9 protein-coding genes and 1 tRNA gene are annotated in these 12,657 nt (G+C 60.6%); 7 read left to right on the top strand and 3 right to left on the bottom strand.

Translation table 11 applies throughout. The annotated features are described in order from the left end of the window. The first annotated feature begins 93 nt into the window (after window positions 1-93). Window positions 94-1,032, top strand: coding sequence for an alpha/beta fold hydrolase (locus D3878_RS05585; protein WP_119784567.1), 939 nt, complete (start codon window positions 94-96; stop codon window positions 1,030-1,032). A gap of 106 nt (window positions 1,033-1,138) precedes the next feature. Here the strand turns inward: D3878_RS05585 and hpnE are convergent, their stop codons facing one another. The 3 genes from hpnE to hpnC all read right to left on the bottom strand — a co-directional run bounded on the left by hpnE (window position 1,139) and on the right by hpnC (window position 4,255). Beyond that, window positions 1,139-2,467, bottom strand: a complete 1,329-nt coding sequence (gene hpnE, locus D3878_RS05580) for a hydroxysqualene dehydroxylase HpnE (RefSeq protein WP_119784566.1) — start codon at window positions 2,465-2,467, stop codon at window positions 1,139-1,141. A 14-nt stretch (window positions 2,468-2,481) separates the two neighbouring features. Further along, a complete protein-coding gene (gene hpnD / locus D3878_RS05575; protein ID WP_119784565.1) occupies window positions 2,482-3,315 on the bottom strand; it encodes a presqualene diphosphate synthase HpnD in 834 nt (277 codons plus the stop codon). 121 nt (window positions 3,316-3,436) lie between these two features. Beyond that, window positions 3,437-4,255, bottom strand: a complete 819-nt coding sequence (gene hpnC / locus D3878_RS05570; RefSeq protein ID WP_119784564.1) for a squalene synthase HpnC — start codon at window positions 4,253-4,255, stop codon at window positions 3,437-3,439. Window positions 4,256-4,464: 209 nt separating this feature from the next. On the opposite strand from hpnC, the gene D3878_RS05565 reads away from it, so the two are divergent. From D3878_RS05565 to clpX, 6 genes are all read left to right on the top strand, one after another. Continuing rightward, complete coding sequence (locus D3878_RS05565; protein WP_233556239.1) at window positions 4,465-5,640, top strand: efflux RND transporter periplasmic adaptor subunit; 1,176 nt, start codon at window positions 4,465-4,467, stop codon at window positions 5,638-5,640. After that, window positions 5,637-8,717 carry an efflux RND transporter permease subunit gene (locus D3878_RS05560; protein WP_119784563.1) on the top strand — a complete coding sequence of 1,027 codons (3,081 nt, stop codon included), beginning with the start codon at window positions 5,637-5,639 and terminating at the stop codon, window positions 8,715-8,717. Before D3878_RS05565 ends, D3878_RS05560 begins: the two co-directional genes overlap by 4 nt. A 290-nt stretch (window positions 8,718-9,007) precedes the next feature. Continuing rightward, window positions 9,008-9,094, top strand: a tRNA-Leu gene (locus D3878_RS05555). Window positions 9,095-9,124: 30 nt separating this feature from the next. Further along, complete coding sequence (tig, locus tag D3878_RS05550) at window positions 9,125-10,474, top strand: trigger factor (protein ID WP_119784562.1); 1,350 nt, start codon at window positions 9,125-9,127, stop codon at window positions 10,472-10,474. A 35-nt stretch (window positions 10,475-10,509) separates the two neighbouring features. Then, window positions 10,510-11,136 carry an ATP-dependent Clp endopeptidase proteolytic subunit ClpP gene (gene clpP / locus D3878_RS05545; RefSeq protein ID WP_119784561.1) on the top strand — a complete coding sequence of 209 codons (627 nt, stop codon included), beginning with the start codon at window positions 10,510-10,512 and terminating at the stop codon, window positions 11,134-11,136. Between the two features lie 166 nt (window positions 11,137-11,302). After that, window positions 11,303-12,568, top strand: a complete 1,266-nt coding sequence (gene clpX / locus D3878_RS05540) for an ATP-dependent Clp protease ATP-binding subunit ClpX (RefSeq protein ID WP_119784560.1) — start codon at window positions 11,303-11,305, stop codon at window positions 12,566-12,568. The last annotated feature ends 89 nt before the right edge of the window (window positions 12,569-12,657 follow it).

The following is a 12,657-nucleotide window of genomic DNA, read 5'->3' as shown; positions in this document are numbered from 1 at the left end:
CAGTATCTGAAGATCATGGAAACCCTTGATTAAATTCTCTTGATTTTGCCAATTTATGGCATGACCACTACATCAATGTAATCGGCTCTTCCAATGACATTCCTCACTACATTTCAGCGCACTAAGGACTTCGGTTCAGTGCATGGCGTTCCATCGCTTCCTGAAGGCTTTACTGAAGTTTTCGATAGTTACCTCGTTCCGTCCGGCGATTTGAATCTCCATGCGGTCATAGGTGGTGAAGGACCGCCGCTCCTGCTACTCGGGGGCTGGCCACAGAATTGGTATGCCTGGCGGTATCTCATGTTGCCGCTGGCACGTTCCTTCACGGTCATTGCCGCCGATCCGCGCGGCGTCGGACTGTCAGACAAGCCGCGTGAAGGCTACGACTCACGGTCGCTCGCTGCCGATATGTTCGCACTGATGGATGCTCTGGGTTTTGACAGGTTCGCGATGGCCGGCCACGACATCGGCATGTGGACAGGCTTCGCCATGGCACATGACCAACCAGGACGCATCGAGCGCATCGCGCTGGGGGAGGCGCTCATCCCCGGCATCTCCGCCTCGCCGCCGCTGCTGCCCGACGACCGGTGGCTGAGCGACTTTCTGTGGCACTTCAACTTCAATCGCGCATTAGGCGTGAACGAAGCGCTGGTGCAGGGTCGTGAAGACATCTACTTTGGTCACCAGTTTGCGACCAAATCAGGATCGCCCGAAGCGCTTCCCAAGCATGCGCGCGACTTCTATATCGAGCAGCTGCGCGACCCGGATGCCTTGCGCGCCAGTTTCGATTACTACCGGGCGATTGATGCCTCCATTCCGCAGAACCGCGAGCGCATGCAGCGCCGGCTAAGCCTGCCGGTGTTGGCGTTCTCGGGGGAGCTGGCATGTGGTGGCAGCGTCGAGGCCGAGCTGCGTTCCGTGTGCGATGACGTCGTATCGGTCATCATTCCAGGTAGTGGTCATTACCCGGCTGAAGAACGGCCCGAAGCGCTCCTTGCTGCTCTGCGGGACTTCCTCGAAGTGAAAGGCTGACTGGCGCAAACCGAGCGTTCCAACTGTCCCGCTTCGTCGGCGAGTTGTCGTGTCGTGCAGCCTAGGCACACGCCGCCGCGCAAGCATCACAATCCAGGGGGGAGTATCAGGCAGCAATCAGCCGGGCAGCCTTGACGCCGCTTCTGATCGCCGATTCCAGCGTGGCCGGATAATCGCTGGCGACATAATCGCCGGCCAGGAACAGATTGTCCAGCCCGGTGTCGGCGGCCGGCCGCGCCAGCGCCGGCGTGCAGGAAAACGTCGCACGTTTTTCCGAAATGATCTTGCTCCAGCGCGGCGCCAGCAACTCAGGCTGGCGCAATGCCTCGGCCAGTTGCCGCGTCACCGCCGCGATCAGGGCGTCCTGTCCCGCTGCGATCGCCACCGCCGAAGTGCTGACCACCACCGCCAGCAAGCCCGCCTGGTCCGCGGCCAATTGACCGCGGTCGAACACGAACTGTCCCCAGCTGCCGCTTGCCGCATCATCCAGAAGCGCCAGGAAGGGCTGCGCCAGCCGGATGTGCGCATCGTACTGCAGGTAGCAGGTGGTGATCGGCTCGTGCTCGAAGGGCGGCAAGGCCGGTGCGCCCGGTATGGCCGTCAGCAGTTCGGATGCGCGCTCCGGGTCGGTGGCGACAATGACGGCATCGAAATGCTGCAGGGCTGCGGCGGCGTCGCCATTGATCTGCAGCGTCCAGCCGGAATGCGCAGCATCGCTGCCTGGCGCGATTGCCTGCACCGCGCAGCCAGTGACGACGCTGCCGCCGGCCCGTTCCACATAGGCGGCGGCGTGTTGCGGAAACAGCGTGGTCAGGTCGACCTTCGGGATCAGCATGTCGGAAGCGGCGCGGCGCGCGCCCAGGCTGTCGCGCAAGACATTCAGGAAGACTTGCGCCGAGGCCCGTTCCGGCACCGTATTCAGGGCGGCGATGCACAGCGGGCGCCACATCAGCCGCGTCAGGCGTGCGGTCTGGTCGAAGCGTTCCAGTAATTGCGTCACCGTGCAGTCCTGATGCAGCTGCCAGTCCATCCAGCGCGCGGTGCTGGAAAAGCGCGCCAGCGCCAGCTTGTCCGCCGCCGCCAGGCCTTTGGCGCGCAGCAGCGCCGCCAGCAGGTGCAGCGGCGCCGGCAGTCGCGGCGCGATGAAATCCATGCCGCCCGACGCCGGCGGATAACGCATCTGCAGCGGCAGCCGCAGGAAGGCGTCGGCCGGCTTGATGCCGACGGTTTGCATCAGGCGCAGCGACGCTGCGTAGGCGCCCAGCAGGATGTGCTGGCCATTGTCGAGCAGCACGCCGTTCAGTTCGACCGCGCGGGCGCGTCCGCCGAGGGTGCGGGCGCGTTCGAACAGCGTGACCTGATGGCCAAGCCGGCTGGCTTCGACGGCAGCCGCGCAACCGGCCCAGCCGGCGCCGACCACGGCAACGCTAGCCATGCTTGCTCATATGCTTAGCCGCGCACATAGGTTTTCCACGCCAGCCAGAGTTTGCGGATCGGCGTGAGCGAAATGCGCTGGTTCAGCACATGGTAGCTATCGCGCTCGATTTCGGTCAGCAGGGTGCGGTAGATCGCCGCCATCATCAGGCCGGGGCGCTGGGCGCGCCGGTCCGCTGCCGGTAGCAGGGCGAAGGCCTCGTCGTAAACCGATTGCGCGCGCTGTACCTGGAAGCGCATCAGCTTTTCGAAATTGTCGCTGTGGCGCGCATTGAGCAAGTCGGCGGCCGTCACATTGAATTGCTGCAGTTCGTTGACCGGCAGGTAGATGCGGCCGATGCGCGCATCTTCGCCGACGTCGCGGATGATGTTGGTGAGCTGGAAGGCCAGCCCGAGCTTTTCTGCATATTGCAGGGTCTGCGGCTGGGTATAGCCGAAAATGCTGGCCGAGAGGATGCCGACCACGCCCGCGACGTGCCAGCAATAGCGCTGCAGCCCCGCGTAATCGAGATAGCGGGTCTGGTCCAGGTCCATTTCCATGCCATCGATAATCGCCAGCAAATGCTGGCCATCCAGCGCAAACGGCACCAGATGCGGCTGCAGGGCGAGGGTCACCGGATGGCTCGGGCTGCCGTTCAGCATCGCCGTGATTTCCTTGCGCCACCACATCAGCTTGTTGCGCGCCACCGATACATCGGTGCAGTCATCCACCGTGTCATCCACCTCGCGGCAAAACGCGTACAGGGCGGTAATCGCCCGGCGTCGCTCCGGCGGCAGGAACAGGAAGCTGTAATAAAAGCTGGAGCCGCTTTTGGCGGCCTTTTCTTGGCAATATTCGTCTGGCGACATGGAAGCGATCTAAGTGCTGCAAGGCAAAGGCGCTATGCTAGCCGAATTGGACGGCCGCGGCCAAACTGAATTTGTGCCGCGCCCCTGCCATGGCCCGTTTTCTATGGCACGTTTTCCGCTTTCAGTGCGCGCCCATCCACAGACTGCGCCATGCCATCCGCAGCCAGTCCGCCTTGCCCAGCTGCGGCCGCCGACGGTAAATATCATAATCGGCCGCCTCGATCCGCTCCAGGATGCGCAAGCCGCCCTGGACCACCAGGCGCAATTCCCAGCCGATGCGCCCCGGCAGGCGTACGGCCAGCGGCGCGCCCGAGAGCATCAGCGCGCGTGCTCGCGCGACTTCGAATGCCATCAATTGCCGCCATGCCGGCGTGTCGCGGCCGCCGGCAATATCCGCTTCGGCGACCTGGAAGCGTTGCAAATCCTCCTGCGGCAGGTAGACACGGTCCTTGTCCCAGTCGATTGCCACATCCTGCCAGAAGTTGATCAGCTGCAGGGCGCTGCAAATGGCATCCGACTGCGCCACATTCCTGGCGTCGGCCGCGCCATACAAATGCAGCATGAGCAAGCCGACCGGATTGGCCGAACGCCGGCAGTAATCGAGCACATCGGCAAAACTCGCGTAGCGCGGCGTCACCACGTCCTGTTTGAAGGCCGACAGCAGGTCGCGCAGTGCTTGCAGCGGTAGGGTGTAGTCGGCGACGACCCGCGCCAGTGCGGCAAACATCGGATCCGTTGGCGTTTCGCCGCGGCCGATCCGGTCCAGTTCGCTTTCATAGGCGGCGAGGGCGTCCAGGCGTTCCTGCGGCCGCAGCTCGCCTTCATCGGCGAGATCGTCGGCGCTGCGGGCAAAGGCATAAATCGCTGCCACCGCCGGCCGCAATTCTGGGGGCAACAGAAATGAAGCGACCGGGAAGTTTTCGTAGTGATTAACAGACATTGTTCAACATTGTTTTCGTGTAACTGACTAAAAAGTCATATGCAAGTTTTTAACGCGCATTTATAATTAATAACTAACAAGTCAGTAATTAAATAGATCTTGCCAAAACGGCCATGCACTACCGGTTAAAGCAATATCAGTGCCGTTTTTGCTTCGGTTTTTACAGTGTTTTTTGCAATATTTCCGACCAGCATAGTAAAGGAAAAGTGATGGCCAAGATGACCAATTCGTCTGCACAAGCGCACTCCTTTGCGTTTGCACGCAAGCGCGCCATCCCCTGGTTGCTGGGGCTGGCAATCGCCGCCATGCTCGGCGCCTGCTCCCGGCCCGTCCCCAAACCGGAAGAGATCCGTCCGGTGCGGGTAGTGCGCCTGGCGGCAAAGCCGGTCGATGTGATTGCCGAGTTTCCCGGAGAAGTCAAGCCGCGTATCGAATCGCGCCTGGGTTTTCGGGTCGGCGGCAAGATCGTCGCGCGCAAGGTCGATGTCGGGGCTACCGTCAAGCGCGGCCAGGTCTTGATGCAGCTGGACCCGCAGGACTTGCAATTGGCGCAGATGCAAGCCAATGCTGCATTAAAGGCAGCGGAAAGTAATCATCAACTGGCGCGGGCGGAACGCGCACGCTACCAGGAATTGCGCGAAAAGAATTTCGTCAGCCAGGCTGTGCTCGATGGAAAAAACACTGCCGACCAGGCGGCACGCGCCAGTTATGACCAGGCAGTGGCTGCTTACCGCAACCAGACGAACCAGGCCGGCTATGCGACGCTGGTGGCGGACACCGACGGCGTGGTGACCACCATCGATGCCGAAGTCGGTCAGGTGGTTGCTGCCGGCAGCCCGGTCTTGCGCGTGGCGCAGATGGGCGAAAAGGAAATCGTCATCGGCATCCCGGAAGACAAGGTGGAGGTACTGCGCCGCATCAGCGATGTCCGGGTACGCATCTGGGCCCGGCCGGATACGGCCTATGCCGGCAAGATCCGCGAGATCGCTCCCATGGCGGACCCGGCCACCCGCACCTACACGGCCAGGGTGGCGCTGCCGGATGCGCCGGCCGACGTCACGCTCGGGATGACGGCCTATGTCAGCTTTGCCGCGGCCAGCGCGCAGCCGCTGCTCAAGCTGCCGCTTTCCGCCTTGTTTCAGGAGAAATCCGTCAGCGCCGTCTGGGTGGTGGAGAATGGCGCGGTCAGGCTCGTGCCGGTGCAACTGGCCGGCCCTGCCGGTAATGAAGTCTTGATCGCCGGCGGCCTCGCGCCCGGGCAGACCGTGGTGACCGCCGGCGTCAACCTGTTGAAGACAGGCCAGAAGGTCAAGATCCTCGGCGCGGAAGCACCTGGGCATGCGGTGGGCACCGGCGTCGCCAGCGCAGGGGAGGCTGCCAAATGAAGGGTGGCTTCAACCTGTCGCGCTGGGCGCTTGAACATATTCCGCTGACACGCTACCTGATCGTCGTGCTGCTGCTGGGCGGCGTTCTCGGCTACAGCAAGCTCGGCCAGGATGAGGATCCGCCATTTACCTTCCGCGCCATGGTGGTGCGGGCCTACTGGCCGGGCGCCAGCGCCCTGCAAATGGCCAACCAGGTGACGGACAAGCTGGAAAAGAAGCTGCAGGAAACCCCGTATATCGACCGCATCCGCAGCTATTCCAAGCCGGGTGAAACCCTGATCATCATTCAATTGCGCGAATCGGCCCCGCCCAAGGAAATTCCGGCGGCCTGGTACCAGGTGCGCAAGAAGATCGGCGACATCCGCGGCACCCTGCCGGCGGGGGTGGTGGGACCTTTCTTCAATGATGAATTCGGCGATACCTTCGGCAGCATCTTCGCGCTGTCCGGCGACGGCTTTACCTATGCCGAGGTGAAGGAATATGCCGATTTCGTGCGCCAGCAATTGCTGAAAGTCCCGTCGGTGGCCAAGGTCGAGCTGTACGGCGTGCAGGATGAAAAGATCAATATCGAGTTCTCGCACAAAAAGTTCGCGCAGCTCGGCATCCCCTTCGATGCCGTCGTTGCCCAACTCAATTCGCAAAATGCCGTGGAAGCCAGCGGCGTGCTGGCCACGCCTTCGGATAACCTGCAGGTGCGCGTCAGCGGCGCCCTGCAAACCGTGCAAGACTTGGAAAACCTCGAGTTGCGCGCCAGCGGCAGCACGTTCCGCCTGGGCGATTTCGCCACCATCAAGCGCGAATACAAGGACCCGCCGCAAGACAAGATGCGTTTCAACGGCAAGGAAGTCATCGGTCTCGGGATTTCAATGGAAAAGGGCGGCGACATCATCCGCCTGGGACACATGCTGGAAAGCACGGTCGGCCAGATCAAGGCCGGGCTGCCGGTTGGCATCGAGCTCGAGCGCGTCTCGAACCAGCCTGAAATCGTCGCTTCCTCGGTCAGCGAATTCCTGAAAGTGCTGGCGGAAGCCGTGCTGATCGTGCTGGCGGTCAGTTTCGTCGCGCTCGGCCTGCATACGAAACCGCTGCGCCTGGACGTGCGTCCCGGCCTGGTGGTGGCGCTGACGATCCCGCTGGTGCTGGCGGTGACCTTCCTGTTCATGTACATCTTCGGCATCGACCTGCACAAGATTTCGCTAGGCGCACTGATCATCGCGCTGGGCTTGCTGGTGGATGACGCCATCATCGCGGTGGAGATGATGGTGCGCAAGATGGAAGAGGGAATGTCGCGCTTCGACGCCGCCACGTTCGCCTACACTTCGACCGCGATGCCGATGCTGACCGGGACCCTGATCACGGCGGCCGGTTTTTTGCCGATCGGCCTGGCCAAGTCGGTGGCGGGCGAGTACACCTTTTCGATGTTTTCGGTGAATGCGCTGGCCTTGCTGATATCGTGGGTCGTGGCCGTCCTGTTTACGCCGTACATCGGTTATGTCTTGCTGAAGGTGAAGCCATCCGCCCATGCCGACGGTCATCATGAATTATTCGACACGCCTTTCTATAGCCGTTTCCGCGCGGTGGTGAACTGGTGCGTGGAATGGCGCAAGACCACCATCGCGCTGACCCTGGCGGTGTTTGCGCTGGGCGTGTTCGGTTTCCGCTTCATCGAGCAGCAATTTTTCCCGGATTCGAGCCGGCCGGAATTGCTGGTGGAAATGTGGCTGCCGGAAGGTTCATCGTTCCAGGCCACCGAAGCCCAGGCGAAAAAATTCGAAGCCTTCGTGCTGGGGCAGGACGGCGTCAGGAGCGTCACCAGTTATGTCGGTACCGGCAGTCCGCGTTTTTATTTGCCGCTTGACCAGATTTTCCCGCAGTCGAATGTCGCGCAATTCGTGGTCTTGCCCAAGGACCTGAAGACGCGCGAGGCATTGCGCCTGAAGCTCGTGGCTATTTTCAAGAATGATTTCCCGGAAGTGCGCGGGCGCGTGAAGCTCTTGCCGAACGGCCCGCCGGTGCCTTACCCCGTGCAGTTCCGCGTCAGCGGCGATGAGGTGACCAAGGTGCGTGCGATTGCCGATCAGGTCAAGGAAATCATGCGCGCCAATCCGAATACCGTCGGTGTCAACGACGACTGGAACGAGTCCATCAAGGTCTTGCGCCTGGATCTCGACCAGGACCGCATGCGCGCGCTCGGCGTCAGTTCGCAGACGGTCATGCGCGCCGCCAACACGATCCTGTCGGGCAGCACCGTCGGCCAGTTCCGCGAGGGCGACAAGCTGATCGATCTCGTCGCCCGCCAGCCCTTCGAGGAGCGTGCCACCATCAGCGCCTTCAATGAGGCTAACCTGCAGACCGCCAGCGGCAGGAGCGTGCCTTTGTCGCAGCTGGCCCGCGCGCACTTCGTCTGGGAGCCGGGCGTGGTGTGGCGCGAGGGCAGGGAATGGGCAGTCACGGTGCAGTCCGACGTGCTCGATACGATCCAGGGGCCGACCGTGTCCTCGCAGATCTCGCCGAAGCTCGAACAACTGCGCGCCGAATTACCGCCCGGCTATCGCATCGAACTGGCCGGCGCTGCTGCCGACAGCGGCAAGGCGCAGGAGTCGATCGCCACCAATGTGCCGCTGGTGATTTTCATCATCTTCACCCTGTTGATGCTGCAACTGCATAGTTTCTCGCGCGCACTGCTGGTGTTCCTGACCGGGCCGCTCGGCGTGGCTGGCGCTGCCATGGCACTATTATTGTTGCAGACGCCCTTCGGCTTTGTCGCGCAACTCGGCGTGATTGCCCTGTTCGGCATGATCATTCGCAATTCGGTGATCCTGATCGACCAGATCGAACACGATATCGCCGCCGGCAGCGCACCCTGGACCGCCATCGTCGAGGCTGCGGTGCGGCGCTTCCGGCCGATCATCCTGACGGCGGCGGCGGCCGTGCTGGCCATGATCCCGCTGTCGCGTTCAGTATTCTGGGGGCCGATGGCGGTCGCCATCATGGGCGGACTGATCATCGCCACCGCCTTGACCCTGCTGTTCCTGCCGGCGCTGTACGCCGCCTGGTTCCGGGTTAAACGGCCATAGATCAGCTGTAGATCAGCCGTAGATCAGCCGTAGATCAGCCGTAGATCAGCCGTAGAGGCGGCGCGTTGACGGCACGCCGGCGAATTTGCCGGGTGCCGACGCCAGCGACAGGGCGGCAGACTGTCAAAAAACGGGCAACTGGTGGAAAAATCCAGTAAAATGCCGGGTTGAAGTTGAAGAGCCATTAACAAAGGCTATGGACCCGTGGTGTTTTTCGCGGGTCCCGACGGGGCGACCAGGTTCACTTCACGGTCGCCCCTAGTTTTTTGGCTTTGCTAAAACAACATCCTGCGAGGATGGCGAAATTGGTAGACGCACCAGGTTTAGGTCCTGACGCCAGCAATGGTGTGGGGGTTCGAGTCCCCCTCCTCGCACCACAGAATTTTTTTAATTATTGGACGATTCACATGGCAACTGCAGTCGAAACCCTGGAAAAACTCGAGCGCCGCATCACCCTGACCGTTCCCGTCGAGGAAGTCAAACAGGAAGTGGAAAAACGCCTGAAGGTGCGCGCACGCACTGCCAAGGCGCCCGGCTTCCGCGTCGGCAAAGTGCCAATGAAAATGGTCGCCGCCCAGTACGGTTACCAGGTTGAATCGGAAGTGCTGAACGACAAGATCGGCCGCGCTTTCAACGATGCCGCCAATGAAAACAAGCTGCGCGTCGCCGGCTTCCCGAAGATCGAACCGAAGGGCAGCGAAGGCGTGGCTGAAGGCCAGATCGCCTTTGACGCAACCTTTGAAGTTTATCCTGAAGTCAAGCTGGGCGACCTCGCCGCAGCCGAAGTCGAGAAAGTGACTTCGCCGGTGACCGATGCCGAAATCGACAAGACCATCGACATCCTGCGCAAGCAACGCGTGCATTACCACGTCAAGGGCGAGCAGGGCGCGCATGGCGATGGCGGTGCCGACCAGTCCGCCCAGAATGGCGACCAGGTGACCATCGATTTCGTCGGCAAGATCGACGGCGTTGAATTTGCTGGCGGCAAGGCTGAAGACTACGCCTTCGTGCTCGGCGAAGGCCGCATGCTGCCGGAATTCGAAGCCGCGACTGTCGGCCTGAAAGCCGGCGAATCCAAGACTTTCCCGCTGTCGTTCCCGGCTGACTATCATGGCAAGGACGTGGCCGGCAAGACTGCCGAATTCACCATCACCCTGAAAAAGCTGGAATGGGCGCACCTGCCGGAAGTCGATGCCGAATTCGCCAAGTCGCTGGGCGTTGCTGATGGCGACATCGCGAAGATGCGCGCCGACATCAAGGGTAACCTGGAGCGCGAAGTCAACGGTCGTGCCAAGGCCAAGACCAAGGATAGCGTGATGGATGCGCTGATCAAGATCAACGAGCTGGAGGTGCCGAATGCACTGCTGGACCAGGAAGTCGAGCGCCTGTCGGAAATGACCCGCCAGGACATGGCCCAGCGCGGCATGAAAGTGGGTAACGTACCGTTCCCACCGGAACTGTTCAAGCCGCAAGCCGAGCGTCGCGTGCGCCTCGGCCTGATCCTGGCTGAAATCGTCAAGGCCAATAACCTGCAGGCAACTGCCGACCAGGTCAAGGCGCAAGTCGAGGAATTCGCGCAAAGTTACGAAGACCCGCAGCAAGTGATCAAGTACTATTACAGCGACCGTCGTCGCCTGGCCGAAGTCGAAGCCCTTGTTTTGGAAGAAAACGTCGTCAACTATGTGCTGGGCCAAGCCAAGGTCAGCGACAAGGCTGTGGCATTCGATGAATTGATGGGCAACAACGCGCAAGCGTAAAGGCGCGGACCGCGCTCTCCACAAAAGGAAGCTAGATGACACGCATGAACGGAAATTCCGCACTCGAACCCCAGATGCTGGGCATGGTGCCGATGGTGATCGAGCAAAGCGGGCGCGGTGAACGCGCCTACGATATCTACTCGCGTCTGCTGAAGGAGCGCGTGATTTTCCTGGTCGGCCCGGTCAATGACCACATGGCCAACCTGATCGTGGCGCAAATGTTGTTCCTGGAGAGCGAGAATCCGGACAAGGATATCTCCCTGTACATCAATTCTCCTGGCGGTTCGGTATCGGCCGGCATGGCGATCTACGATACGATGCAGTTCATCAAGCCGGATGTGTCGACCCTGTGTACCGGCCTGGCGGCGTCGATGGGCGCCTTCCTGCTGGCGGCAGGCGCCAAGGGCAAGCGCTTTTCCTTGCCCAATTCCCGCGTCATGATCCACCAGCCCTCGGGCGGCGCGCAAGGCCAGGCTACCGATATCGAAATCCAGGCCCGCGAAATTCTCTACCTGCGTGAGCGTCTCAATGGCATTCTGGCAGAGAAGACCGGCCAGTCCATCGAACGGATCGGCCTGGATACCGAGCGCGACAATTTCATGTCGGCTGATCAGGCCGCGCAATACGGCCTGATTGACAAAGTATTGACCAGCCGGGCTTGATGCGGGTTCGTTTATACTAGTCAATAGCGCCCGGACGAAGTACCGTTCGGGCGTTTTTGTTTTAAACTGCAGAAGAGCATTCCGACTGCCGGTATTTTGCGCTGTCTCGTGACGGATTTGGAATTCACGGGTAATATCAAACCACCATTGCTACCTATTTAGCCCTATGTCTGACAAAAAATCCTCCAGCGGCGAAAAACTCCTGTATTGCTCGTTCTGCGGCAAGAGCCAGCACGAGGTAAAGAAACTGATCGCTGGACCTTCGGTCTTCATCTGCGACGAATGCATCGACCTGTGCAACGACATCATCCGCGATGAGGCGTCCAGTGTTGAAACGGTGGGCGAGCCGCGCTCCGACTTGCCGACGCCGCAGGAAATCTGCGACATGCTGGATCAGTACGTGATCGGCCAGGAAGCGGCCAAGCGCATCCTGTCGGTGGCCGTGTATAACCATTACAAGCGGCTCAAGCATCTTGGCAAGAAAGACGAAGTCGAGCTGGCGAAAAGCAACATCCTGCTGGTCGGCCCGACCGGTTCCGGCAAGACCTTGCTGGCGCAAACGCTTGCCCGCATGCTCAACGTGCCCTTCGTGATTGCCGATGCCACCACCCTGACGGAAGCCGGCTATGTCGGCGAAGATGTGGAAAACATCATCCAGAAGCTCTTGCAGAATTGCAATTACGAAGTCGAGAAGGCGCAAAAAGGCATTGTCTATATCGATGAAATCGACAAGATTTCGCGCAAGTCGGACAACCCTTCGATTACCCGCGACGTTTCCGGCGAAGGCGTGCAGCAAGCCTTGCTGAAGTTGATTGAAGGCACGATGGCATCGGTGCCGCCGCAGGGCGGGCGCAAGCATCCGAACCAGGACTTCGTGCAGATCGACACTACCAACATCATGTTCATCTGCGGCGGCGCATTCGACGGCCTGGCCAAGATCATTTCCAACCGCTCGGAAAAGAGTGGCATCGGTTTCGGCGCCAGCGTCAAGAGCCAGAGCGAGCGTGATGCCAGCGCCATGCTGCTGGATACCGAACCGGAAGATCTCGTCAAGTTCGGCCTGATCCCGGAACTGGTCGGCCGTCTGCCGGTGGTGGCGACGCTCAGCGAGTTGAACGAGGCGGCGATGATCCAGATTTTGCTGGAGCCGAAGAATGCCTTGATCAAGCAATACGCCAAGCTGCTGGAAATGGAAGGCGCCGAGCTGGAAATTCGTCCGGCCGCACTGCATGCCATTGCCAAAAAAGCGCTGGCGCGCAAAACGGGTGCGCGCGGCTTGCGCTCGATCCTGGAGCGCGCCTTGCTTGATGTGATGTACGAATTGCCGAATCAGCAGAATGTCGCCAAGGTGGTAGTCGACGAAAACACGATTACCAACGGGGCCAAACCCTTACTGATTTATCATGAACAAGCTAAAGTGGCTGGCGCATAATGAGGCAGTACGTATAAAGACCTTGAAAATTTATGGTTTTCAAACTTTTTTTGCGCAAAAGCAGTACAATTTGCTGAAACAACAATCAC

The organism is Noviherbaspirillum sedimenti, from assembly GCF_003590835.1.
In the GTDB taxonomy this organism is placed as follows: Bacteria; Pseudomonadota; Gammaproteobacteria; order Burkholderiales; family Burkholderiaceae_D; genus Paucimonas; species Paucimonas sedimenti.
Note: the sequence above shows the minus strand (reverse complement) of the source record. Positions and strands in the feature narration are given on the sequence as shown.